This is a genomic window from Alkalihalobacillus sp. CinArs1, from assembly GCF_947387515.1.
Classification (GTDB): Bacteria; Bacillota; Bacilli; order Bacillales; family Guptibacillaceae; genus Guptibacillus.
The window spans coordinates 1,539,997-1,565,187 of the sequence record NZ_CANDOB010000001.1 but is presented as its reverse complement, the minus strand read 5'-3'; the positions used below and the strand labels follow the sequence as shown (position 1 = coordinate 1,565,187).

Below are 25,191 nucleotides of genomic sequence, written 5' to 3'. Positions count from 1 at the left end.
GGAACGTGACAATATGACGTCAACATTTCATGGGTTAGAGATCGGAAGGAGAAGTTTGTATACGCAGCAAACGGCACTATCGACCACTGGTCATAATATCGCGAACGCAAACACTCCAGGTTATTCCAGACAGCGTGTGAATATGGAGGCGACGTCGTCGATTACGAATCCTTATCAGGGCGGCACATCCTCTGAGCTCGGAACGGGTGTTAGCGTTGGTTCCATCGAACGGATCCGCTCAAAGTACCTTGATACACAATATCGGGAACGAAATGCAGCGCTCGGCTCAGAATCTATGAAGTTAGAAACGCTTCAGCAAATCGAGATGATGTCAGCAGAGCCTGGTGAAAACGGACTGAATGCGTCTCTCAACAAACTCTGGTCTGCATTCGAAGATCTTTCAGCGAACCCTGATAGCCTGGCTGCTCGATCTGTCGTCGTTTCACGGGCACAAGAGGTGCTGGATAAAGGGAAGGCATTTAACAAAGACCTTCAGAATCTATCAGAAAGTCTGCAATCACAGACTGATGCGGTTCTTAAAGACATCGATACGTTGTCAAAGCAGATCAACGAATTGAACAAGGAAGTCGTTCGTACGAACGACGCAAATGATGTGAAGGACAAGCGTGATCAGCTGATCGACGAACTATCTAGCCTAATCGATGTCGACGTGACAGAGAAGAGTAACGGTGCACTCGAGGTGAATTACGATACAGCTAACCCAAAGGCAGGGAAGCTTAAGGGTCTCGGAGAAGCTGCTGCGTTGACGAAGAATGTCCAAACAAATCTGAACGCGGTGTTTGAGCAACTAGCTCCCGAGATCAATACCCTTGCAGAATCAGGGTATTCGCTCGTGAAAGTGAATGGCACGATGCAGCAGGGAAAAGCGCTATTCACAGAAGCTACAGGAGATGGAAGTTACCTTGAACGGCTAAGTGTATCGAACGATGTGAAATCGAACCCAGCGAATCTAGCAGCTTCCTCAACAGAGGGAACGGTAAGTAACGGTGACCTCGCTGCAAAGATAAGTGAATTAAAAGATAAAACACTATCATTTGATTTAGCAGGTTCAGATGATCAAGTCGATGCGACGACGAACGACTTTTACAGCATGCTCATCTCAAATATCGGATCAAAAACACAGTCTGTGGAGCGGACTGTTGGGAACAATGAGACGGTTCTTAAGTCGATCGAATCAAACCGATTATCGGTGAGCGGCGTCTCACTCGACGAAGAGATGGCGAATCTCGTTCAATTTCAACATGCGTATAACGCAGCGGCTCGATACGTAAGTACAACGGACGAGATGCTAGATGTGATCATCAACCGAATGGGCGTCTAACGGGAAAAGGAGTCATATGATGAGAATTACACAGCAAATGTTAACTCAAAATGTTACGAATCAGATGAATCGAAACTTGTCCCGCTTAGAGCGAGCGAATGAAGAAGTATCGACAGGGAAGCGAATCAATAAACCTTCTGATGATCCGATGGGAACTGAAAAATCGTTGAAGCTCTCATCAGAGCTTGCGAACAACGTCCAGTTTGAGCGGAATGCGGATTACGCGCAGTCCTGGTTAGAAGTAACCGAGCAGTCATTGAGCAGCGTATCTGATCTTCTTCAACGGGCGAACGAAGTTGGTCTGCAGGGTGCTAGCGGAATCAATTCACCTGACGAATTGGAGAACATGGGTAAAGAAATCGATCAACTTCGGGATGAGTTAAAGAATCTTGCCAATACGAAACTTGACGGGAAATACATCTTCAATGGACAGAAAACAGATCAGGCGATTGAAATAAGCGCATCTGGTGACATCACTCACGATAACCAACCGCTCAAACAGCGTTTGTCCCCGTTTAGTTCGATGACGATCAACGTTCATGCAGGTGAAGTTTTTGGCGGAGAAACCAACCTGTTTAAGTCACTCGATGCTTTATCTACCGCACTAAAAAGTGGTGATGAAAATGCTCTGCAAAGTGCGATCGGTCAAATCGAAAAAGGATCCGAGCAAGTGCTCAACAAGTGGACCTCTCTTGGGGCAAAGCAATCGAGAGTGGAAAGCTTGTCACAGCGCCTCAAGGAAGAAAACGTTTCGCTGCAAAAGCTTGTTTCCAAAAACGAAGATGTGGATATTGCAGAGGCGATCATGAAGCTGAAGTCTGAAGAAAGTGTATATCAGGCTTCACTAGCATCGAGTGCAAAAATCATTCAGCCTTCTCTAATGGATTTCCTTAGATAAAAACACTCATCCAACGTGGATGAGTGTTTTTTAGCTTGTATCTATGTCATTATTCAGTGCTCGCTATGCCGTAGTTGATGACGATCGCATGCTTTCCGCGGACGAACGTCCAAGCCCGAGGTGAAACGCACACCCCGGTCTCGGCCGCCCGTACTACCGCCGGAGTCCGCGATCGTCTCTCCTACTTGAAAGATTAAATCCAAAATCAATACTCCGTCCCAATAGTTTAACAGACGAATATGGCAATTTTGACCTTCCTTAAATCCATCAACGTTATTTGGAAAGGAAATGATTGACTACTCTTTTCGCAGCCCTAAGACTTTCTCTACCTTCTAACAAAAACACTCATCCAACTTGGATGAGTGTTTTTGTTATCGCTTGATCGTATTCGCAAGTCCCATCATTTCATCTGCCATTTTCATCGCTCGGCTTTGGAACTGTAAAAGTCGCTGAGTGGTGATCATCTCTGTCGTTTCATTCGCAAGATCAACGTTAGACATTTCTAGAAACCCTTGTTTCACGTTAAATCCTGTATCGACGATCTCCCCTTCTCCTTCACGCAGTCGAAATTCGTTCCCGCCTTCGTTTAGAAGTGACTGAGGACGATCGATTGTAGCAACGCTCAACTGGAACGTTTCGTTAGTAGGTTCAACGCTGATCTCACCAGAATCTGAGATGACGATGTTGGTTGGTTCGCTGCTAAATGAGATAGGATCTCCATTTTTATCGAGAACATTGCTGCCGTTGCTGTTTACAAGATTAACCCTTCCATCCTCGGTGTTTTGAAGCTGGAAAGCGCCATCTCTTGTGTAATGAACATTGTCACCATTTTGGACACGAAAGTAGACGTTTTCTCCCTCTAACATCACATCGAGGTTTCGTCCTGTTTCATTCGTAGCTCCTTGATCTGTACGGAGATTTGTCATCGCAATCTTCGCCCCGTAACCAACTCGTAAGTTTTCAGGGGTGAGTCGTCCTGGTTCAGTTGCTTCGCCAGTATTATTTTGATATTGCTGCGTTAAGAGGTTTTGAAAGCTTGCTTCCCGTCTCTTATACCCAACTGTGTTCACGTTCGCGATATTGTTCGCGATCGTATCCATCTTCTTCTGTGTCTGACTCAATGATGAAGAAGCACTATACATCCCGATGTTCATTCAATACCCTCCTAGTACACTCTACCGATATCATTAACAGATTTGTCGATACTCTGATCATAAGTTTGCAGTACACGCTGGTTCGCCTCGTACATCCGGTACGTGTTGAGCATATCTGTCATCGTCGTCGTAAGGTCGACGTTTGATCCTTCAAGAAATCCTTGTTCGACGGTAAACTGATTGAATTCAGTAGTTCGAATGTCACGAGGAGCATTATTTTCATCTCCAGACCATTCGAAAACTCCGTTCCCAAGTTGAGTCAATCCTTCTGGATTACCAGTATATCCGACCCAGAGCTCTTGCTCGTTTCCGTTTGCCTCGATCAGGTTGCTACCTTTTAACGTAAATTGTTCACTGGATAGTTGGATTGGCTCGAGGTTCGCGTTTAAAACGCGATATCCCTCACTCGTAGTCAAGAAACCGTCATCGCTTAGTGTAAAGTTTCCGTTTCTTGTATATCGAATCGTATCATCATCGGCTCGCACTCCAATAAGGGAGATCCCTTTCTGGCCGGTTTCTTCATCGATCGGGAGGCTATCATCGAGCAAAGCAAAATCAGTGTTATTCCCTGTTTCCTTCAAGGTACCGCTAGAGAAGAGTGGTACGCCTTCTTGCGTATAGACACCATGAGAGAGTTCTCCCACTTGTTTATTACTTTTGAGAGAGTCCGTATTCCGTTCTTTTAATAAATATTCAGGAAAAGAGCGAATGACAGCTTGATCTTGTTTAAACCCCGGAGTCTGTGCATTCGATAAATTATTTGTGAGGTAGTGCTGTTTTCGTTCACTCGCCATCATTCCTGATGTTGCAGTGTACATTCCTCTAAACATTTTTTCCTCCTTGCCTCCTAGATAGTTCCTTTTAACTATCATTCCATAGATATTATTTCCATTATACCGTTGATTTTTGGAAAAAATAAGTGAAAAAAGTAGTTTATTAGGTTAAAACTCTCATTTACTATTAATTTTGACAGTGCTATGCTAAAAACAGAGAAAATATTGTCGAATGAAGATGATTATGGAATGATTACCAAATATTAACAAATAAACCAATATTTCATGAGGAGTGTGGAATGCTTCGTGAAGGTATTTCAATCGATAAATCCAATGCAACATGCGTTGAATGCTTCAATGACTCAGCAGCGGACAATAACGTCAAATATATCAAATGTTGATACCCCTAATTACAAACGGAAAACCGTTTCGTTTCAGGATAACCTGCAGGAGGCCGTAAATCAGCGCTTCCAAAGCTACAAATCAAACCCCAACCATGTGTCTTTTAGTACAGAACAACAATCACCAAACGTCACTGTGAAAACGGATCGAAACACCTTAAGTAAATCAAACGAAAATAACGTCGACATGGATGTTGAGATGGCAGAGCTCGCCAAGAACCAGCTCTGGTACAATTCGATGATCGAGAAAACAAACAGCCAGTTTCGTGATCTGCAAACTGCTATTCGAGGGAGCTGAACGAAATGAAATTGTTTAACGGATTCAATACGAGTGCTTCAGGTCTTACAGCAAATCGTTTACGAATGGATGTCGTTTCGTCCAACATTGCCAACGCTGAAACGACTCGGGGAGAGCTGGTAGATGGTGAATGGCAACCGTATAAGAGAAAAGTCGTTCAACTTCAAGAAAACTCTTTTGAGAGTCAGCTTCAATCTGCGATGGGGCAGAGGAATTCATCTTCTTCTGGAGTGAAAGTCTCCGAAATAACCGAGGACAGAGCACCGAACAAGCTTGTTTATCAACCGACTCATCCAGATGCAAATGACGATGGATATGTGGAAATGCCTAACGTTGATATGGTGAAGGAGATGGCCGATCTTATGTCGGCTTCAAGGTCTTACGAAGCAAACGTGACGGCTCTAAACGCAACGAAAAGTATGTATATGAAAGCCCTTGAACTTGGGAAATAGTTTAATAGCTCTTTGGGAGGAAAAAAATGAACACGATCAATGCGCTTCAAAGCCCAACGCTTCAAGCTCCTAATTCATCTCAACCAAAAGAAGCTACAGGGGATTTTGGAAGCATGTTAAAAGATGCGATTCAGCAGGTGAACAAGAATCAAGTTGAATCCGAACAAATGTCTCAAAAGCTCGTAACAGGCGAGGTACAGAACGTTCATGAGGTGATGATCGCAGCTCAAAAAGCTTCTCTTTCACTTAATTTAACTGTACAGGTTCGAAACAAGGTGATCGAATCTTATCAAGAAATCATGCGTATGCAAATGTAGTTCTTCAGGGATGGATGGCAGATGAATGAACAATTACTAAAAATGAAAAGCCGCTGGGGCGAGACGTGGAGTAGTTATTCCTCTAAAACAAAATGGTTGATAGGTGTGACGTTTTTAGTAACGCTCCTACTTCTCTCTTTCCTCGTTTTTTGGATGTCTAAACCTAATTTGACGCCAATTTATTCCAATCTTACTCCAACAGAGGCTGGTGAGATCAAAGGAGCGATCGAGCAGAGAGGAATCGCAGTAGAAGTTTCGTCTGATGGAACAACGATCAGCGTCCCGAAAGCAGATGCTTCAGATTTGAAAGTGAGCTTGGCAGCTGAGGGAATTCCGAAAAGCGGTAATGTTAACTATAGTATTTTTAGCGAAAACATGGGGATGGGAATGACCGATAAGCATTTCGATGTTGTCGAACGAGATGCGATGCAAAATGAACTGAGTTATCTGATCGAACAGATCGATGGCATTCAGCAATCGAAAGTCATGATCACCTTACCAAAAGATAGTGTTTGGCTAAATGAAGAAGGCGATGTAGCAACTGCATCAGTCGTGGTGACAAGAGAGCCTGGTTTCAATCTCGATCAGGGACAAGTGAACGGCCTCTACCATGTGATCAGTAAGAGTGTTCCGAACCTTCCGATCGAAAACATTGTCGTGATGGACCAGAACGGCTCATCTTTTGATTATGGTGAAAGTAAAGTTGACTCTTCCCTCACAGCGTATCAGCAGCAGGAGCAAATTCGCCGTGATATCGAAAAAGACATGCAAAAAGACCTTCAACAAATGCTTGGATTACTTCTCGGTCAAGACAAAGTAGTCGTATCTGTCATGACGAGCGTTGATTTCACAAAAGAAAAGCGTGTTGAAGATTTAGTTGAACCTGTAGATGAAGAAACAGGAGAAGGAATCGATATCAGTGTTGAAAAAATCATGGAAACCTACTCGGGTAATCCTGGTGTTGCTAATGATGGTACAGGAACTGCCGAGGGTGAGATTCCAAACTATAATGCTGACGATCCGGATGCGAATGGTGATGGCTCGTACGAAAAGGTTGAAGAACGCATCAATCGAGAAGTCAATCGGATCCATAAAGAAATTGAAGAAAGTCCTTATGTGATCGATGACGTTACGATCAACGTCGGTGTTGAACCTCCTATAGCAGACGACATGACGTCGCTTACAGCAGCACATATAGAAGATATTCGCACCGTACTAAAAAATGTTGTCCGTACTTCCTTGAGTGGAAGTGACGTACCTCTTGAAGATGCCGATTTAGAAGATCGAATCTCGGTATTTGCAAATGAATTTAGAGGAAAACCTGGCTATGTTGCGCCTGAAAAGAACTTTTTCTCTAGTACTCTCGACATCCTCCCGCCATGGGCGATTTACGCAGCTGGAGCAGGTGTAGGCATTCTTCTCATAACCGGTACGATGCTCCTTTTCCGCCGAAGAGGAAAGCGTGAAGAAGAATACGAGGAGTTCGAACGAACGTATGCACCGAGTGAATCGGAAGATCACTATCTACCTCGTGAAGATGAAGAAAAGGAAGTCGACCTGACACCTGAAGTGATCATGGGTAAAGATGAAATTGAAAAACTCGCAAAAGAAAATCCAGAGGACTTTGTTAAGTTACTAAGAGTATGGATGAACGAAGATTAGGAGGAGCGGTGGCGTGAGTAAAACAAAAGAAATATCTGGGACACAAAAAGCAGCAATTTTACTTACATCTCTCGGTCCTGAACTCTCGATTCAAACGTTCAAGCTTTTGACTGAGAAGGAGATCGATAAACTAGCATTAGGGATCTCTGAACTGAATAGGGTTGAGTCGGCAGATCGTGAAAACATAATGGATGAATTCATCCATATGGTAAAAGCGAAAGACTATATTGCTGCTGGTGGTATTGATTTTGCAAGACACGTGTTAGTGGAAGCACTTGGCCCGAAGAAAGCTGAGGAAATCCTTGCGCGCTTGCAGTCGAACACACAGGTGAAGCCTTTTGCATTCGCAAGGAAAGCAGATCCAGAGCAAATTTTAAACATTGTTCAACAAGAGCATCCTCAAACGATCGCGCTTATTCTTTCGTATTTGGATGCGCAGCAGTCATCGAAGATCTTGTCGGCTCTTCCTCAAGAACGACAGGCGGATGTCGCTAGGCGAATCGCTTTGATGGAAAGTACGTCACCAGAAGTGATTACTAAGCTAGAAGACATCATCGAAAGAAAATTAAATGCGAGCGGCTCACAGGATTACACGTTTACAGGTGGGGTTGAATCGATCGTAGAAGTACTGAGCGGCGTTGATCGTAGTACAGAAAGAACGATTCTAAGTGCTCTCGAGAAGGACGATCCGAAGCTTGCTGAAGAAATCAAGCAGCGGATGTTCGTCTTTGAAGACATCGTTCTACTCGATGATCGTTCGATCAGACTTGTGATAAGTGAAGTGAAGGATGATGATCTATCGATCGCACTTAAGGTTGCTAGCGAAGAAGTGAAAGACCTCATCTTCCGAAACATGTCCAACAGACGAGTTGAAACAGTAAAAGAAGAACTCGAATTGATGGGCCCTCTGCGTCTTAGCGAAGTTGAAGAAGCTCAAACACGCGTCGTTTCTGTCATTCGTTACCTAGAAGATACAGGGGACATCGTGATCGCACGTGGCGGAGGAGATGATGTGATTGTCTAATATCATTCCAAAGTCGTATAAAGGGGTAGACGATGCACCGAAAGTGATCGGTCAACGAGACATCGTAGAACCTAAGAAACAACGTGTGCTGCAATCACGGAAATCAACAGTCGAAGAAAAGAAATCTCAATTACTTCAACAGATGATCCGACTCGAAGATCAATACCACACGATTCGAACAAGGTTACAGAATGAAGAAGATCACGTGTTATCGAGTCTAGAACAGAAGCAGCTACAAAAGGAACAAGAGTGGGAAAAGCTAGCTGAACAGAAATACAGAGAAGCTGAAGATAAAGGGTTTGAAGCAGGCTACCAGGCTGGTCTCCAACAAGTGCAGTTCGAGCTTCAAGAAAAACGAAAAGAAATGGAATCAGTTCTTACTGAGGCCTACAAGAAAAAAGATGAATTGATCCAAAGTGCTGAGCCGTTCTTGCTCTCACTCAGTACTGAGATTGCAAAGAAGGTCATGATGAATGAACTGAAACAACACCCTGAGTCGATTGCTGAGATGGTCAGAAAGACGCTGCAAACGGTTCAGGACCGAGGGGAAGTTGTTCTTCAAGTTTCAGTTGAAGATTATGCTCATATAACACCTATGGTGGAAGAACTCGAGAAACAGCTTGATGGTCATGCGAGCTTAAAGCTTGTTCCGATGAGTGATCTCCCGCCCGGTTCCGGAATGATCCATACTCCGAGCGGAAGTTACGACATTTCCATACACAGCCAGCTAAAGGAGATCAAGAAGGAGCTATTTGCACTATTTGAGGAGAATGATACCGATGAGCATTAACGTCGATCGTTATCTTTCTCACCTTGAATCGATTCAATCCGTTCAAAAGTATGGAAAAGTAACGCAGGTGATCGGATTGACCATTGAATCGATGGGCCCTGAAGTGAAGATGGGTGAGCTTTGCTATCTACATCCAGGTCCAGGCCACACCCCAATCGAGGCAGAAGTTGTAGGATTTCGAGAAAACCGAGTTCTCCTCATGCCGATGGATGATCTTTCAGAAATTGGACCAGGTTGCCTCGTTGTTGCAACGGGACAACCGTTAGAGGTGAAGGTGGGGTATTCGATTCTCGGAAGTATTCTTGACGGTAGAGGAAAACCACTAGATGAAACCCTACTGCCTAGTGGGCTTAAATCAGTCACTACGAACAGACAGCCGCCAAATCCGATGACAAGACCAAGAATTTCGACTCCTTTTCAGCTCGGAGTCAGAGCGATCGATGGGCTGCTTACTGTTGGACATGGTCAGAGAATCGGCATATTTGCTGGAAGTGGTGTCGGGAAGAGTACGCTTATGGGAATGGCAGCACGAAACTCTGAAGCTGATGTGAACGTCATTGCTCTTATCGGTGAACGTGGACGAGAAGTTCGAGATTTTATCGAACGTGACCTTGGTGAAGAAGGTCTCAAGAAATCTGTAATCGTCGTAGCAACTTCTGATCAATCCCCGCTTCAGAGGATAAAAGGGGCGCTCACTGCAACCTCGATCGCTGAGTATTTCCGTGATGAAGGCAAGAACGTCATGCTGATGATGGATTCCGTTACGCGATTTGCGATGGCTCAGCGTGAAGTCGGGCTCGCGATCGGTGAACCGCCTACAAGTAAGGGGTATACACCTAGTGTTTTTGCATTATTACCAAAATTGTTAGAACGATCAGGAACGTCACACCATGGATCGATCACTGCCTTTTATACGGTTCTCGTCGATGGTGATGATATGAATGAACCGATTGCAGATGCCGTTCGTGGGATCCTTGATGGTCACATTGTGCTAGACCGAAAGCTCGCACAAAAAGGGCAGTACCCTGCGATTAACGTTTCGCAAAGTGTGAGCAGGGTGATGAAGGAGATCGTACCTCCTGAACATATGGAAGCAGCGAATGAATTGAAGCGACTTCTTTCTGTTTATAACTCTTCTGAAGACCTTATTAATATTGGTGCTTATAAATCAGGTACTAACAGCAATGTTGATAAAGCGATCGCAAGCCATGCAGAGATCGAGAGATACATCAAACAAGGAACAGACGAATTAGCAACATTTCAAGAGAGTCAGGAGCGGCTTCTATCAAAGTTTGGAAAGGGTGATTAGCGATTTACAAATTTCCGTTTCAGCGCATTCTCGATATGAAAGAAAACGAAAAAGAACAAGTACAGCTCGAGATGGCGGAGACCTTAAAAGTTCAGAGCAATCTTGAACAAGAAATAGCGATGCTCGAACAGAAAGTGAATAGCTTCCGTGAAACCCTTGAAAAAAGGCAGTTTGAAGGTCTTTCCGTTACTGAATTGATTGAAGAAGAAGCGCACGTTTCCTTTTGGGATCAAAAGCTCAATGAAAAGAAAGAGGCTCTCAGACAGTTAGATGAGCAGGTGTCTGGTCATCAAGAAAACTTAGCTGAGAAGGTAAGAGAAGAAAAGACGTGGCAGTCGATCAAGGAAAAACGTCGTGAAGAACACAACCGCGAAATTAAACTTATCGAACAGAACGAATTGGACAGCTTCAATACAGTTAGAGCTTACTTGCAATTAAAGAATGGCTAGCTCGTAGAAAGGGTGAAAAAGGTGCGAAAGAAGCGGACGACCACATCGATTAAAGAAGTCATCATACATAACATTCTTCTACCGCTTACTTTCGTAGTGACGGTACTGTTGATCATTCTTCCGTTTATGGGCTATGACCTCAAGGCAATCGCTTCAACCGTAAGTGAAAAACCACTCGCCTTTATCCAGAATACGTTTGCGGCAGAGCTAGACGATGATGAGCAAGCGCCTGATCTCGAGAAAAAAATCGCAGAACAAGAGCAAGAGATCGAGAGACTCACTCGAACGGTGCAAGAGCAAAAAAGGGAAATCTCTGATTACGAGAGTCAAATCAAAAAACTAACGAATGAAATGGAACAAAACGCAAAAGATGCGGAGGATTTAGAACAAAAACAGCAAAACCTCGCCTCTATGTACGAAGGGATGACGCCATCCAAGTCAGCGGCAATCATCGAGAAACTTACCTTAAACGAAGCTGCGGTCCTTCTCGATAGGATGGGGAGTACTGAAAAAGCTGCGATTCTCGGAAAAATGAACACGGCGATCGCGGCCGATATTACGATTGCTCTAAGAGACCTTGATCAAGCAGAACAACCAGAGGTAGCTGCGATGCAGGAAAGGCTCTCCCTACTGATGAATGCGATCGAGCGGAAAGAAAGTTCGATACCGATCGAAGATCTCGCAAAGCAAATGGAGGATATGGAAGAAACGAAAGCAGCCGGCATTTTAGAAGCGATGAGCGAAGTGAAAGAGGAAAAGGATGTTGCTGTTGGAATCCTTTCTGCACTCAACGAATCGAAGCGGACGCTCATTCTTTCAGAAATGGATGAATCGGTTTCGTCTACCTATGTAGCAGAGTTAGCCGATTGAGTTTAAAAGGAGGTGAAAATGTGAGTAATACGATTCAACCCCTTATGAATGGAACAAAAGCTCCTGCAAAAAAAGGTGAGACCGCAAAGGGCAATTCTAATTTTGAGAAGCTATTGACGATGCTTGCAGATGGAAAGACCTTGGAAAAGAAAAGCGTGAATTTACCTGCAGAAGCAGAACCTGCAGAGGCAGTACCAGAAGAGCCATCACTCGATTCGGGCGAAACCAAACCTAGCAACTCACACGCACAAGCGATTCAGTTAGCGGAAAAGTTAGCGGAAAAGTTAGCGGATGACCCGAAGCTTAAGCAACTCCTTTTAGGGAGCTCGAAAGAGAATGGGTCTTCTGAAGCGGGGGTACATGGATTTACGAAAGAAGAATTGTTCAAGTTTGAATCAGCACAACAGAAAAGTCTCAAAACCGTAAGTACGTCAAATATAAGTGAAGAATCTGAAGCTAACGTGAAGGTGATGAAATTGGCTGAAACAGAGCCTGTGTTACTAAAACAATCGCAGTCAGAACTTCATCTTTTCTTAAAGCGAAACGGTATCGATTTAAGTTCTTTGACCGGTAAAGCGTTGAATCAAGAGCAAGCTGCTCCGATCGAAACCGCTACAGTTCGAATACCTGAAGAAAATGAGCAGGTTCAAGTTAAACCAAACGAAACGCTTACGCAGACAACGGTGAAAGAAGAAACGCCCGTGATCAAAGCTCGCCAATTCACAAGTGAGTTCAGTCAGCTATTAGAACGAATGCAAGTGATGAAGAACGGAAAAGAATCTCAGCTTCGTATCAAGCTTTCTCCTGAAAACCTAGGGCAGCTTGATATTCGATTATCGACGGTGGATGGAAAAGTAACAGCCCAAATCGCGACTTCCACTGCAGCAGCGAAAGAAATGATCGAGGGACAGTTACATCAGCTGCGACAAACATTCGTGCAGCAAGGGATTCAGCTCGACAAAGTAGAAGTCGTGCAGCAGTCAACGCAATCACTTTTACAAGACCAGCAAAGTCAGCAGCAGGGACAACGCCAGTTTGGGCAGGGAAATCGCCGGGAGAAACAGTCCGGTCAGTATGAAGTTGAAGAAAATCCAGTCGTCACTCATGAGCATGAACAGGAAGAGACGATAGGAATAAATTATTCCGTTTAGGAGGGGTGGTATGAAGACAGGCTCAGTTACTAATGCAACTACATCTGCTCAACAGCGTCCGCAGCTGCCTGGACAACTCGGAAAGGATGACTTTCTCAAAATCTTAGTAGCACAGTTAGGCAACCAGGATCCCATGAAACCAATGCAAGATACTGAATTTATCGGACAGATGGCGCAGTTCAGTTCTCTTGAGCAAATGACGAATATGAACAGTTCACTCACGCAATTTGTAAACAATCAAATGCAGAGTTCAATAACCGATCATGCTCATCTCATTGGAAAAACGGTGAAGTGGAAAGAGAACGAAGTACTAAGTGCTGGGAAGGTATCAGCAGTAGTGTACAAAGAAGGCGCTATTCTTGCAGAACTTCAAGATGGAAAACAGGTGAACATCTCTTCGCTAGAACGAATTGAAACGGGGGAGTGAGATGACGAATATACACGTCCATGAGAGGTACCATCCTAATCAACCGCTCATAGCCCCAAAAAAGAAGGCGTCGGCATTTGCAGAACAGCTGAAGAAATCCTTACATAAACCAGTATCCTTCAGTCATCATGCAAAAGAACGATTGTCACAGCAAGGTATCTCGCTATCTGATGTTCAGCTAAAAAAGCTGAATGAAGGCGTTGAAACGGCTCGCGAAAAAGGAGCTCAAGATTCACTTCTGCTTATGAAAGACCTTGCTTTTGTAGTAAGTGTGAAGAACAACAAGGTAATCACTGCGATGAAGCAAGACCGGATGGAAAATCAAATCGTAACAAAGATCGATTCTGCACTCATCATTTAAAAGGCTGGACCAATTGGAGGCCTAACGCTGTGGACCGATTGAAGCAGCGACTTATAATCTAGGGGGAAAACACATGCTACGTTCTATGTATTCAGGTGTATCAGGTATGAAAGGGTTTAATACAAAGTTAGATGTCATCGGTAATAATATCGCAAACGTAAACACGGTAGGATTTAAGAAAAGCCGCGTGATGTTTCAAGACTTGCTGAGCCAGAACATGGGTGATCGACAGGTTAACTCAACGCAAGTGGGACTTGGGGTAACAGAAGGCTCGATCGATACGTTACACACAACGGGGTCGTTTATGACGACTGGCGTGCAGACGGATCTTTCTATTGAAGGAGATGGCTATTTTCGAGTAAGACGTGAAATCACGACTGACAATGGAACGACAGAGACAGATTTGCTCACAAGGTCAGGGAATTTTTATGTGAACAACGATAGTGAACTCGTTACATCACAAGGGTACTTCGTTCTCGGCGAAGATAATGAGAAGATTGAGCTAGACGGACCTTTCACGATCAACCGACAAGGTGAGATCAGTATGATTGGTGCGGACGGTGAACCTACGTTTTATAAGAAAATAAGCATGGGAACAGTAAGCAATCCTTCAGGCTTATCAAAAGACGGAGGCTCAATGTATATGGAAACCCCTAAATCAGGAGATTTCACTCAAGGTCTCCCAGAAGCATCCCGTGTGGTTTCCGGACAGCTTGAAATGTCTAACGTTGACCTTACAGAAGAGTTTACGGAAATGATCGTTGCGCAGCGAGGGTTCCAGGCTAACTCAAGAGTCATCACCACCTCAGATGAAATCCTTCAAGAAATCGTCAACTTAAAACGATAGGAGGTAAGAGCTGAGGAAGGTTCCCTTTCTCGGCTCGTTCTGTTCTTATGATTACACTTACGAAACTAAACAAAGAACCTTTTACGCTTAACGCAGTTTATATCGAAAAGATTGAGGCAACGCCAGATACGATGATTTTCCTTACGAACGGAAAACATTATGTTGTACTCGAGCCAGTTGATGAAGTGAAAAGAAGAGTAACGGCATTTTATCGTGATATACACGTGTTGAAATAGTGGCTAGTAAAAGGAACGGAGGTGACAACGTTGTCTGATATGCTATCTCCTGAAACTGTCGACGCATTATTATCTGCGATCGATGATAAACCTAAAGGTCCTGATCCGCTGGATGGGCGACGTGTCCGAACATACGACTTTAAACGTGCCCTTCGTTTTTCGCAGGACCATATTCGAATTCTAACAAGAATTCATGAAAACTACGCACGGCTCATGACGACATACTCATCTGCACAGCTTCGGTCGATCGTACAAGCTTCCGTTGAATCAGTTGATCAAATGTCGTTTGAAGAGTTTGTGAAATCTCTTACAGACCAATCGATCATAAGTCTTTTTGTCGCAAAGCCGCTATCAGGACAGATGGTGCTCGAAGTATCCCCAGACCTCGCCTTTGCTATGCTCGATCGTATGCTCGGGGGAATGGGGCTTCAGCCAGATAAGCTATCTCACTTAACGGAGATCGAGACGATGGTGATGGAGCGTATCTTCAGTAAGATACTAGAGAGTTTTCAGGATGCGTGGAACTCGGTTTTGAAGCTGAATACGGAACTGCAAGAGCTTGAAGTGAATCCTCACTTTCTTCAAATCGTTTCTCCTAACGAGACGGTTGTCACGGTTACGATCAAAGTGAGTGTTGGAGATGTGACTGGGATGGTGCGCGTTTGCCTACCGCACGTGGTTCTTGAACCGATCATGCCAAGGTTATCAGCGCATCACTGGCTATCGAACCAAAAGAAAGACCCTGAACCTCTCGAGAGTGAAGCGTTGCAAAAAAGGCTTCGAAAGACGGACCTCACGATTATTGCTGAACTGGGCAATTCAGAAGTGACGATCGAAGAGTTTTTGAATTTAGAAATCGGCGATGTGATTCGACTGAACGAAAATGTTTCAGATCCCCTCATCGTTAAAGTAGATGACAGAGTAAAGTTCCATGGGTATCCAGGAACTTCGAAAGGCCGTATGGCCATTCAAATTACAGAGGTTAAGGAAGAGGAGGACGCGGGCAATGACAGATGATCGCCTTTCACAAGAAGAACTGAATGCTCTGTTCCAGGAAACTGCAGCTAGTAAGGAAGGATCTACAATACAATTCCAAGAGGTAGAGTTAGAAGCATTGAACGAGTTGTTCAGCGTCTCTTTAGGAACCCTTTCTACATCACTTTCTTCTATTTTCATGGAGGAAGTAACCGTATCGAACATCCATACAAACCTATTATCAGAGGAAGGCATTTCAGAAGTGTCCTTTCCATATGTAGAAGCAGCAACCCGCTATGAAGGGGCGGCTTCAGGTGAAGCGGTGTTCATGTTGAATCCTCCAGATGCCCAGGACATTGCTGACATCTGGGCTGTGGTAAGCGGAGATGAGAACGAAGACAATATCGATAAGAGTTTAACATCGGTCGTCACGCACATCATGGAAAGCTTACATAAAGGACTGAGTATGGCATCAGGATCTTCATTTAATGGTACATTCTTGAACCTGCAAGTTGTATCGGAGTGGAGCAACTCCGTACTGAATCAAAGTGGAGCATTGATCGATACGTCATTCGACCTTTCGATAGGCTCGATCATTCAAACGACAGTGCACCACGTGCTGCCTGCACCGATCGGAAAACAGATCTCAGAATTGCTCGTAAGTGAAGAAGACCTTCAGGAACAAACAACAGAAAAAATGGTGGAAGAAGCGCCTCCAACAGAACGAACACAAGCAAGCGAATGGAAGGAGCCTGAGCGTTCTTATGATGAAAAAGTGAAACAGCATGAACCAGCAATTCAGAACGTGCAGTTTACGAATTTTAATCAAAAGCAAAACCCTTATTCCGAAGAGCGGAATCTCAATATGCTGCTCGATATTCCTCTTCAAGTCACTGTAGAACTCGGTCGCACGAAGCGGATCGTCAAAGATATTCTAGAGCTTTCACATGGATCGATCCTTGAGCTCGATAAGCTCGCTGGTGAACCAGTCGATATTCTTATCAATCAGAAGCTCATTGCCAAAGGAGAAGTCGTCGTGATCGACGAGAACTTCGGTGTCCGTGTGACAGATATATTAAGTGCAGCAGAGCGATTATCAAAGTTGCGGTAAAACAAGGAGTGTTAGAGAGTGAAACAGCGTTACGTAGTCATCATGGCACTCGTGCTTAGCTTTTTTGTTATGACTCCACACGTAGAAGCGGTTAACGGAAGCGTTACCGATTGGCTTAATGAAGACGGAGAGAAGCCAGCTGAAGAGCAGGAAAGCGAAACGCCTCCGAAAGTAGAATCCAAGGACACAAATATCTTTGTTCTCTTGATAAAACTCGTTTTCTACACGGTTGTTGTCGTTGGACTGATCTACCTTCTTATTCGCTTTCTAGCGAAGCGACAGCAAAAAATGCAGCAACATTCCATCTTCACACCGGTAGGGGGCTCCCCGCTTGGGAACAACAAGTCAGTTCAAATGATAAAAGCAGGAAACTCACTCTATATGCTCGGTGTTGGGGAGAATATCAATCTATTAAAAGAAATTAAGGATGAAGAAGAAATGAACGTCATCATGGCTCATGCTGAAGAACAGAAAACCGTTCCTTTTCTAAATCGAAAGCAGTCAGAAGACTTGAAGGATTTGTTTCAATCCAGTTTGAACCGTCAACGTTCAAAACGAACGAAATGGGAGCGGGATATGGAAGATCACGATCCTGATAAGAGAGATCGACTATGATGGATTTCGTTATCGGTTTATCGATCCCTGGCCTTGATTTTGGGTCGAGTGCACCTGAAGACGTATCAGTAACCGTTCAGCTCGTCCTGTTGCTGACTGTGCTTTCGATCGCCCCCGCAATTCTTGTGCTCATGACCTGCTTTACTAGAATCGTAGTCGTCCTTTCGTTTGTTAGATCTGCGCTCGCTACGCAATCGATGCCGCCAAACCAGGTGTTGATTGGTCTTGCGTTGTTCCTGACATTTTTCGTCATGTCGCCTGTTCTGTCAGAAATCAATGCAGAAGCCCTGCAACCTTATATGAACGAAGAAATTGGGCAGGAAGAGGCGCTAGATGCTGCTGAGATGCCGATCAAAAGATTTATGGCAGAACATACGCGTGAAAAAGATTTAGCGCTCTTTTATAAGTATGCAAATCTAGAAAAACCGGAGTCGGTCGAAGACATCAGATTGACCGCACTTGTCCCTGCCTTTGCTATATCGGAATTAAAGACAGCTTTTCAAATAGGTTTTGTTATTTTTATTCCTTTTCTTATTATCGATATGGTCGTCGCGTCCACGCTGATGGCGATGGGGATGATGATGTTACCACCCGTTATGATTTCTTTACCATTCAAAATTTTGCTTTTTGTACTCGTCGATGGCTGGTATTTAGTTGTCGAGTCACTTTTATTAAGCTTCTGAGGAGGACGACATGTCACCGGATTTGGTTATTTCGATTGCTGAAGACGCTGTGTACACGGTCATCATTATATCTGCACCGCTACTGCTCATCGCACTCGGTGTCGGTTTGATCGTCAGCGTATTTCAAGCAATGACTCAAATACAAGAGCAGACGCTCGCATTCATACCGAAGATCATTGCGGTACTGCTGACCATCGTTCTCTTTGGACCGTGGATGTTAACGATGATGCTAGATTATACAACGAATCTCTATCAAAACCTCTATAGGTTCATCGGGTAAGGTAAATGGAAAGTGTCATAAACGCCCTGCCATTGTTTTTACTCGTATTCATGAGGGCGACCTCCTTCTTCATCGTTGCCCCGGTTTTTTCAACCCGAAGCGTTCCGGCACGGTTCAAAGTAAGCCTTGGATTTTTTATCGCACTGTTAGTAACGGCGGGCATCGGTTCAGTTGAGAGCATGACGCTAGATCTCGCATTCATACTATTGATCATAAAAGAGTTATTTATCGGCCTGTCTCTCGGCTTTATCGCAACCCTTATCTTGTACACGGTCCAAGTTGCTGGGGCATTTATTGATTTTCAGATGGGCTTTGTTATGGCGAATGTAATCGATCCCCAAACGCGTACTCAGGTGCCGATCATAGGGAACTTCAAGTACATGCTCGCGCTGCTTTTTCTCGTTTCTGTCGATGGTCATCATATGATGCTCGATGGCCTCGTTAAAAGCTATGAACTTCTTCCAGCCGAATCGCTCCTTGGACAGGCAGAGAGTGATTCGCTTGCTAGATTTATAGCAGAAGTCTTTTCAGGGATGTTCTTCTCAGCATTTCAGCTGGCGCTGCCGATCGTCGCATCGTTATTTCTAGTCGATGTTGCTCTTGGTCTATTAGCGAGAGCAGTTCCTCAAGTGAACATCTTTGTTGTCGGCCTTCCCCTGAAGATCTTTGTAGGGTTTGTGTTGATTCTAGTCACAATTCCGACCTTTTTCTTTTTATTAAGAGGAGTGTTTAGAGACATGATCGATACGATGGGCCAGCTTATTCAAATTCTGGGTGGTTAATGCGATGGGTACATACCGTTTGAAAATGAATCTACAGTTCTTTTCTCAAGAAAAGACAGAAAAAGCGACCCCTCAGAAGAAGCAGGATTCTCGGAAGAAGGGGCAGGTTGCAAGAAGTGCAGAGATTCCATCTGCTTTGATGATGATCGGCGTGTTCTTATTCATGTCGTTTATAGGCGGGTGGATGGTAGAGGGACTTCAAACGATGATCAAGGGAAACATCATGAGAATTCCAGAATGGGAACTCACAGAAAAGAACCTCGACCTCTTGATGAAAGAGAACGTTTGGCAAGCAGCGATTATTGCAGCGCCATTGATGGGCATCTCACTCGTTATGGGAGTGATCGGAAACTACATGCAAGTAGGCTTTCTAGTCGCAACAGACCCACTAAAAGCAAAGCTTGAGAGAATCAACCCTATAAAGGGAGCGAAAAGGATTTTCTCGGCTCGTACACTAGTCGAACTTTTAAAATCGTTAATTAAAATAACATTCATCTCAGCCGTCACGTTCATCGTCTTATGGAGGAAACGAGAAGAGATGATGGTGATCTCCCAGATTTCGATGGGGGATGCCCTTGAGTTAATTGGTTCATTGATCGTTCAAACAGGATTAGCGGTAGCGATTCTCATGTTGTTTCTATCGATCCTTGATTACGTCTATCAAAAATATGACTTTGAAAAAAACATCCGTATGTCAAAGCAAGACATTAAGGATGAACATAAAAAGAGTGAGGGTGACCCACTCATCAAATCACGCATCAAAGAAAAGCAGCGTGAGCTTGGGATGAATCGTATGATTTCAGAAATTCCAAAAGCGGATGTGGTGATTACGAATCCAACACACTTTGCAGTTGCGCTTAGGTATGACCCGAACGAAATGGACGTACCGACCGTCGTTGCGAAAGGGATGGATTACGTAGCTCAAAAAATTAAAGAATCAGCGAAAGAACATGACATCGTGATGTCTGAAAATGTTCCCTTAGCACGCGCGCTTTATCACCAAGTGGATATTGGTGAAGGTGTGCCTGAGGATTTGTTTAAAGCAGTGGCTGAGGTGCTCGCTTATGTTTACAGTATCAAAGGCTATCCGGGAGGAGGAAACTAACCATGAAATTAAAGGATTATGCCGTACTCGTATCAGTCATCATGATCGTGATCATGATGGTTATTCCGTTTCCTCCACTATTGCTGGATTTCTTAATCATGATGAACATCAGTCTGGCACTGACGATCATTCTTGTCGCGATGAATACGAAAGAGGCATTGCAGTTTTCGATCTTCCCCTCGTTACTGTTGCTTACAACCCTTTTCAGGCTAGGCCTTAACGTCTCCACTACCCGATCGATTTTGACAAACAAAACGGGTGGACAGGTCATTGAAACGTTTGGATCATTCGTGGTTGGAGGAAGTGTTGTAATAGGGCTCCTTGTTTTCCTTATTCTTGTTATCATTCAATTTATTGTAATAACGAAGGGGTCCGAACGTGTGGCTGAAGTAGCAGCACGTTTTACGCTAGATGCGATGCCAGGTAAACAAATGAGTATCGATGCAGATTTAAATGCAGGAATGATTTCAGACCGTGAAGCCCGTGAACGTCGTCAAAAGATCGAACGAGAGGCAGACTTTTATGGTGCGATGGATGGTGCTAGTAAATTCGTAAAAGGAGATGCCATCGCAGGTATCGTCATCACGCTCATCAATATCATCGGTGGACTTATCATCGGGATGGTTGTTCACGGAATGGCGGTTGGAGATGCGGCGGCGACGTTTACACTTCTATCGATAGGTGACGGCCTCGTCAGTCAAATACCAGCACTCTTAATTTCGACAGCTACCGGGATCGTCGTTACTCGTGCTGCTTCTGATGGCAACCTTGGAACGGATATTACTGGGCAGATCTTTGCATATCCAAAGTTGTTGTACATCGTTGGTGCCGTAGTGGCACTCCTTGGAATCGCGACGCCGATCAATCCGCTGTTAACCTTTCCGATCGCAGGGTTGCTTATCTACTCAGGCTGGTTGATGCAACGAAATCTCGACCAAACAGCTGAGGAAGTAGAGACCGCCGCAGGTGAAGAAGAAGCGGAAGAAATGAAGAGTCCAGAGAGTGTGACAGGACTTCTGCATGTTGATCCGATCGAGTTTGAATTCGGCTATGGCTTAATTCCACTCGCAGATCAAAAGCAAGGCGGAGATTTGCTTGACCGTGTCATCATGATTCGTCGACAGATCGCACTTGAACTAGGAATCGTTGTACCGGTTATCCGCATTCGAGACAACATTCAGCTACAGCCGAATGAATATGTGGTCAAGATCAAAGGAAACCGTGTTGCTGGTGGTGAGCTTTTGCTAAACCAGTATCTTGCGATGAGCAGTGGCGTGGAAGATGAAACGATTACGGGAATCGAAACGGTGGAACCAGCCTTTGGGCTACCTGCTCTCTGGGTGACTGAAGAGATGAAGGATCGCGCTGAGCTTTCCGGTTATACCATCGTGGATCCGCCATCGGTCGTATCGACCCATTTAACTGAAGTGATCAAAAAGCATGCGCACGAACTGCTGAGTCGACAAGAAGTGAAGAATCTTTTAGATAACGTTAAAGAAACGTCACCGGCTGTGTTAGAAGAGCTCATCCCTAATGTTCTTACAATCGGTGATGTTCAAAAAGTTTTGATGAGGTTACTAAAAGAAAAAGTGTCGATCAGATCACTCGATATGATACTAGAATCACTTGCCGATAATGGTATTCGAACAAAAGACACCGACGTGTTAGCCGAATACGCGAGACAGGCGTTATCAAGGCAGATCACGGCTCAAATCGCAGCCCCTGGTGAAGCGGTAAAAGTACTAACTGCTGGTGCTAGACTTGAAAAGCGATTTGCAGAATCTGTGCAGCAATCTGATCAAGGCAGCTACCTAGCACTTGATCCTGAAACGTCTCAGGCTATTTACCAGGAAGTATTGCAGCAAGTAAACCGCCTGCAGCAATCTGGCATTCAGCCGATCTTATTAACTTCTCCTGCTATTCGAATGTATTTAAGACAATTTCTTGAGCGATATATGCCTGACTTAACCATTCTATCTTACAGCGAATTAGAACCTGATGTTGAAGTTCAGAGTGTAGGGGTGATCAATCTGCCATGAAAATAAAACGATATACCGTTAACCATTTGAGAGAAGCTATGCCTATGATTCGGAAGGATCTTGGGAAAGACGCAGTCATTTTAAATACGAAGAAGATAAAAGTAGGGGGCTTTCTCGGATTTTTTCAGAAGACGAAACTAGAAGTCCTCGCTGTACTAGATGAAGATAAGGCAGAAAAAGAAAAAAAGGACGAGTTTCAGACGCTGCTCGAATCAGAGAAGAAGCGAAGAGAACAGCAAGTACCTGAACCTTTCAAAGAGCCTCTTCAAGAGGTACGACAAGAACCAAAGCCCGACCCCGTGAAAGAGGACGATCACCATGTGATGGGTGAACTAAAGTCGATGAAGGAAATGATGATGCAGTTGATGGAAACAGAAAGGTTACCGGTGCATCTGAAGCCTGTGAACGCCTTTCTCGAAGACCATGAATTCTCAAAGTCGATCCGTTCCTCAGTTATGGCAGATTTACTCATGAAAGCGAAACTTTCTCCAGGGTTTTCAAAAGAAGATGCATTCACCTGGATGAGGCAAGGGCTTCAAAAACGTACACTGGAATACCCTGATATGACAAATTCCCCTAAGAAGATTCGCTGCTTTGTTGGTCCGACAGGTGTAGGAAAAACGACGACGATCGCAAAACTTGCGGGAGATATTATTTTAAATGAACGAAAGTCAGTTGGCTTGATCACATCTGATACGTACCGTATTGCAGCGGTCGATCAACTTCGAACGTATGCTGATATTCTAGGGATTCCTTTAGAAGTCGTTCAATCACCTGATGACCTTGCTCTTGCAATCAGAAAGCTCTCTGAGTGTGACACGATCCTGATGGATACAGCGGGACGAAACTATCAGCAGTATAAGTATATTTCCCAGCTTGAAGAGCTTGTATCGAGTAATGATATCGCGATTAGTCTCGTTCTCAGTTTGACGCACAGATACAACGATTTAAAAGTGATCACAGATAATTTTCAGAGCGTGGGTGTAACGGAAGTCATCTTAACGAAAATGGATGAAACGAGAGCAAGAGGCCCGATCTTTAACTTGATGGAAGATTACAAGCTGCCAGTCACACTCATTACGAATGGACAGAACGTGCCTGATGATATGTTGAAGACCACAGAAGGAACACTTGTTGATCTAGTGATGGAGGAAAAGATGTATGGCAGATCAAGCTAACAAACTACGAGAGAAGGTTACTAGTCAGACTCAGTCTACTCCTCGCGATCGGAAGACAAAAGTGATCGCAGTAACGAGCGGTAAGGGCGGGGTGGGCAAATCTAATATTTGTTTGAACTTAGCGTTAAGTATGGAAGCACTCGATAAAAAAGTAATGATTCTGGATCTTGATGTAGGCATGGCGAATGTTGACGTATTGATGGGCGTGACGCCAAAAGGATCATTGATCTCGATGCTTGAAGAAAAACTTCCACTCGAAGAAGTTCTTGAAACCGGGGTCAACGGACTAACCTACATCGCTGGGGGTAATGGAATCGGTCGGGTGTTTTCGATGAGTGAGGATCAGCTTCACCACTTTTTTCACGAATTTAGTAGTCTACAAGGTAAAGTCGACTACATCATTTTGGACACGGGCGCAGGCCTTACCCAGGAAAGCATGAGGTTTCTTCAGGCAGCCGATGACATCTTTATCGTTCTTAACCCAGAACCACCGTCGATCACGGATGCCTATGCAGTGCTGAAGGCCTTGCATATGAAGAATGATCAACTACCGATCAAGCTCATCGTCAACCGTACGATCAACGAGTTTGAAGGAGAACAGGCATCGGCAAACTTCTTACGAGCTTCTAAACAGCTTCTGAACAAGCCGATCGAGGTGCTTGGCTACATTCCAGATGATGATGCAGTAAGAAAAGCCGTTATGGCACAAACGCCATACTTGTTGCAATACCCACGTTCGAAAGCCTCAGAAGCAGTTAATCAGATCGCAAGGACGTACCTTGACCTTCCTACACAATATAAGTTAGGTGTGAAAGGGTTCCTTATGAAGACGTTGTTTCATAAATAAATGGAAGACATTGGTGGTGAATCCCATGAAATCCAAAATGGACGAACAGACAATTGAATATTGGAAGGCATGGAAGAACGAGCGAAATGAAGCAGCGGGTAACTATCTTGTGTCATTCTATCGACCACTTGTGGATTATGCTGTTAAACGGTATATGGCTGCACTTCCATCCTCTGTCCATCATGATGATATCAGTAGTTTTGCTTATAATGGCCTACTCGACGCGATCGACAAATTTGAACTAGAGCGCGATCTTAAATTTGAGACGTATGCAAACTGGCGGATAAAAGGTGCGATCATCGATGGGTTAAGGCAAAACGACTGGGTACCACGTTCTGTGAGAGATAAAGCACGTAAGATCGAGGAAGCGTATGCGCTATTGGAGCAAGAGAACCAAAAATCTTGCACAGATGAGCAAGTCGCAAAGCACCTCGGGATGTCGGTAGTAGAAGTGCAACAAACGATACAGGACGCCTCTCTTTCGATTATGATTTCAGTTGACGAACCTGTATATGAAGAAGATCAACAGCAGATCGAACGGTACAACGTGATCGAGAATGAACGTGCAGATTCACCTGAAAAGCATATTCATGAGCATTTTATTAAAGAAATTCTGACCGAAACGATCGATCGACTACCTGAAAAAGAAAAACTAGTAATCTCGCTCGTATATTTTGAGGAGCTGACTCTAACAGAAATCGCGAAAATTTTAAAGCTTTCTACAAGTCGAGTCTCTCAGCTTCATTCAAAAGCGTTGCTACGAATGAAAGGTTCCCTTCGAGCGAATAAAGAACATGTACAATCCATGTAATCGG

The 25,191-nt window shown here is 44.2% G+C and carries 29 protein-coding genes; 27 read left to right on the top strand and 2 right to left on the bottom strand.

The features are described from left to right. Positions 1-13 precede the first annotated feature (13 nt). Positions 14-1,342, top strand: coding sequence for a flagellar hook-associated protein FlgK (flgK, locus tag PFZ69_RS07965; protein WP_270180471.1), 1,329 nt, complete (start codon positions 14-16; stop codon positions 1,340-1,342). Between the two features lie 19 nt (positions 1,343-1,361). After that, positions 1,362-2,240 carry a flagellar hook-associated protein FlgL gene (gene flgL / locus PFZ69_RS07960; RefSeq protein WP_270180470.1) on the top strand — a complete coding sequence of 293 codons (879 nt, stop codon included), beginning with the start codon at positions 1,362-1,364 and terminating at the stop codon, positions 2,238-2,240. 371 nt (positions 2,241-2,611) lie between these two features. Here flgL and PFZ69_RS07955 read toward each other — a convergent pair whose 3' ends face one another. Together PFZ69_RS07955 and PFZ69_RS07950 are read right to left on the bottom strand one after the other, a co-directional pair. Then, the gene (locus tag PFZ69_RS07955) at positions 2,612-3,394 is read right to left on the bottom strand and encodes a flagellar hook-basal body protein (RefSeq protein WP_270180469.1); all 783 of its coding nucleotides are present in this window, start codon (positions 3,392-3,394) and stop codon (positions 2,612-2,614) included. Between the two features lie 11 nt (positions 3,395-3,405). Continuing rightward, positions 3,406-4,224, bottom strand: a complete 819-nt coding sequence (locus tag PFZ69_RS07950) for a flagellar hook-basal body protein (RefSeq protein ID WP_270180468.1) — start codon at positions 4,222-4,224, stop codon at positions 3,406-3,408. A 249-nt stretch (positions 4,225-4,473) separates the two neighbouring features. Between PFZ69_RS07950 and flgB the strand changes: the two genes are divergently transcribed. From flgB to PFZ69_RS07825, 25 genes are all read left to right on the top strand, one after another. Continuing rightward, positions 4,474-4,866 carry a flagellar basal body rod protein FlgB gene (gene flgB / locus PFZ69_RS07945; RefSeq protein ID WP_270180467.1) on the top strand — a complete coding sequence of 131 codons (393 nt, stop codon included), beginning with the start codon at positions 4,474-4,476 and terminating at the stop codon, positions 4,864-4,866. Positions 4,867-4,871: 5 nt separating this feature from the next. Beyond that, entirely contained in the window at positions 4,872-5,318 is a 447-nt protein-coding gene (flgC, locus tag PFZ69_RS07940; RefSeq protein ID WP_270180466.1) for a flagellar basal body rod protein FlgC, read from the top strand. A gap of 26 nt (positions 5,319-5,344) precedes the next feature. After that, positions 5,345-5,635: a flagellar hook-basal body complex protein FliE gene (gene fliE / locus PFZ69_RS07935; RefSeq protein ID WP_270180465.1), complete on the top strand. Its 291-nt coding sequence runs from the start codon at positions 5,345-5,347 to the stop codon at positions 5,633-5,635. 21 nt (positions 5,636-5,656) lie between these two features. Next, a complete protein-coding gene (gene fliF, locus PFZ69_RS07930) occupies positions 5,657-7,297 on the top strand; it encodes a flagellar basal-body MS-ring/collar protein FliF (RefSeq protein ID WP_270180464.1) in 1,641 nt (546 codons plus the stop codon). A gap of 13 nt (positions 7,298-7,310) precedes the next feature. Continuing rightward, the gene (gene fliG / locus PFZ69_RS07925) at positions 7,311-8,321 is read left to right on the top strand and encodes a flagellar motor switch protein FliG (RefSeq protein WP_270180463.1); all 1,011 of its coding nucleotides are present in this window, start codon (positions 7,311-7,313) and stop codon (positions 8,319-8,321) included. Further along, the gene (locus tag PFZ69_RS07920) at positions 8,314-9,111 is read left to right on the top strand and encodes a FliH/SctL family protein (RefSeq protein WP_270180462.1); all 798 of its coding nucleotides are present in this window, start codon (positions 8,314-8,316) and stop codon (positions 9,109-9,111) included. The genes fliG and PFZ69_RS07920 overlap by 8 nt, the downstream gene beginning before the upstream one ends. Then, the gene (fliI, locus tag PFZ69_RS07915) at positions 9,101-10,420 is read left to right on the top strand and encodes a flagellar protein export ATPase FliI (RefSeq protein WP_270180461.1); all 1,320 of its coding nucleotides are present in this window, start codon (positions 9,101-9,103) and stop codon (positions 10,418-10,420) included. Before PFZ69_RS07920 ends, fliI begins: the two co-directional genes overlap by 11 nt. Positions 10,421-10,422: 2 nt before the next feature. Continuing rightward, positions 10,423-10,869: a flagellar export protein FliJ gene (gene fliJ / locus PFZ69_RS07910; protein ID WP_270180642.1), complete on the top strand. Its 447-nt coding sequence runs from the start codon at positions 10,423-10,425 to the stop codon at positions 10,867-10,869. A 21-nt stretch (positions 10,870-10,890) separates the two neighbouring features. Beyond that, complete coding sequence (locus PFZ69_RS07905; RefSeq protein WP_270180460.1) at positions 10,891-11,739, top strand: MotE family protein; 849 nt, start codon at positions 10,891-10,893, stop codon at positions 11,737-11,739. Positions 11,740-11,759: 20 nt separating this feature from the next. Beyond that, a complete protein-coding gene (locus PFZ69_RS07900) occupies positions 11,760-12,890 on the top strand; it encodes a flagellar hook-length control protein FliK (RefSeq protein WP_270180459.1) in 1,131 nt (376 codons plus the stop codon). A gap of 10 nt (positions 12,891-12,900) precedes the next feature. Next, positions 12,901-13,317, top strand: a complete 417-nt coding sequence (gene flgD / locus PFZ69_RS07895; protein WP_270180458.1) for a flagellar hook assembly protein FlgD — start codon at positions 12,901-12,903, stop codon at positions 13,315-13,317. A gap of 1 nt (position 13,318) precedes the next feature. After that, positions 13,319-13,678, top strand: coding sequence for a TIGR02530 family flagellar biosynthesis protein (locus PFZ69_RS07890; RefSeq protein ID WP_270180457.1), 360 nt, complete (start codon positions 13,319-13,321; stop codon positions 13,676-13,678). Positions 13,679-13,751: 73 nt separating this feature from the next. Then, positions 13,752-14,525, top strand: coding sequence for a flagellar hook-basal body complex protein (locus tag PFZ69_RS07885; protein ID WP_270180456.1), 774 nt, complete (start codon positions 13,752-13,754; stop codon positions 14,523-14,525). A 47-nt stretch (positions 14,526-14,572) separates the two neighbouring features. Next, complete coding sequence (locus PFZ69_RS07880; protein WP_270180455.1) at positions 14,573-14,761, top strand: flagellar FlbD family protein; 189 nt, start codon at positions 14,573-14,575, stop codon at positions 14,759-14,761. Between the two features lie 30 nt (positions 14,762-14,791). Continuing rightward, on the top strand, positions 14,792-15,778 hold the full coding sequence (fliM, locus tag PFZ69_RS07875; protein WP_270180454.1) for a flagellar motor switch protein FliM: 987 nt from the start codon (positions 14,792-14,794) through the stop codon (positions 15,776-15,778). Then, entirely contained in the window at positions 15,768-16,847 is a 1,080-nt protein-coding gene (fliY, locus tag PFZ69_RS07870; RefSeq protein WP_270180453.1) for a flagellar motor switch phosphatase FliY, read from the top strand. Before fliM ends, fliY begins: the two co-directional genes overlap by 11 nt. A gap of 18 nt (positions 16,848-16,865) precedes the next feature. Further along, complete coding sequence (locus PFZ69_RS07865; RefSeq protein WP_270180452.1) at positions 16,866-17,462, top strand: flagellar biosynthetic protein FliO; 597 nt, start codon at positions 16,866-16,868, stop codon at positions 17,460-17,462. After that, positions 17,462-18,145 carry a flagellar type III secretion system pore protein FliP gene (fliP, locus tag PFZ69_RS07860; RefSeq protein ID WP_442865132.1) on the top strand — a complete coding sequence of 228 codons (684 nt, stop codon included), beginning with the start codon at positions 17,462-17,464 and terminating at the stop codon, positions 18,143-18,145. The genes PFZ69_RS07865 and fliP overlap by 1 nt, the downstream gene beginning before the upstream one ends. 10 nt (positions 18,146-18,155) lie before the next feature. Then, the gene (gene fliQ / locus PFZ69_RS07855) at positions 18,156-18,425 is read left to right on the top strand and encodes a flagellar biosynthesis protein FliQ (protein WP_270180450.1); all 270 of its coding nucleotides are present in this window, start codon (positions 18,156-18,158) and stop codon (positions 18,423-18,425) included. Positions 18,426-18,430: 5 nt separating this feature from the next. Beyond that, positions 18,431-19,207: a flagellar biosynthetic protein FliR gene (gene fliR, locus PFZ69_RS07850; protein WP_270180449.1), complete on the top strand. Its 777-nt coding sequence runs from the start codon at positions 18,431-18,433 to the stop codon at positions 19,205-19,207. A gap of 4 nt (positions 19,208-19,211) precedes the next feature. Further along, the gene (gene flhB / locus PFZ69_RS07845) at positions 19,212-20,312 is read left to right on the top strand and encodes a flagellar biosynthesis protein FlhB (protein WP_270180448.1); all 1,101 of its coding nucleotides are present in this window, start codon (positions 19,212-19,214) and stop codon (positions 20,310-20,312) included. A gap of 2 nt (positions 20,313-20,314) precedes the next feature. Further along, positions 20,315-22,351 carry a flagellar biosynthesis protein FlhA gene (gene flhA / locus PFZ69_RS07840; RefSeq protein WP_270180447.1) on the top strand — a complete coding sequence of 679 codons (2,037 nt, stop codon included), beginning with the start codon at positions 20,315-20,317 and terminating at the stop codon, positions 22,349-22,351. Continuing rightward, on the top strand, positions 22,348-23,529 hold the full coding sequence (gene flhF / locus PFZ69_RS07835) for a flagellar biosynthesis protein FlhF (RefSeq protein WP_270180446.1): 1,182 nt from the start codon (positions 22,348-22,350) through the stop codon (positions 23,527-23,529). The genes flhA and flhF overlap by 4 nt, the downstream gene beginning before the upstream one ends. After that, positions 23,513-24,376: a MinD/ParA family protein gene (locus PFZ69_RS07830; RefSeq protein ID WP_270180445.1), complete on the top strand. Its 864-nt coding sequence runs from the start codon at positions 23,513-23,515 to the stop codon at positions 24,374-24,376. The genes flhF and PFZ69_RS07830 overlap by 17 nt, the downstream gene beginning before the upstream one ends. A gap of 25 nt (positions 24,377-24,401) precedes the next feature. Then, complete coding sequence (locus tag PFZ69_RS07825) at positions 24,402-25,187, top strand: FliA/WhiG family RNA polymerase sigma factor (protein ID WP_270180444.1); 786 nt, start codon at positions 24,402-24,404, stop codon at positions 25,185-25,187. Positions 25,188-25,191 lie beyond the last annotated feature (4 nt).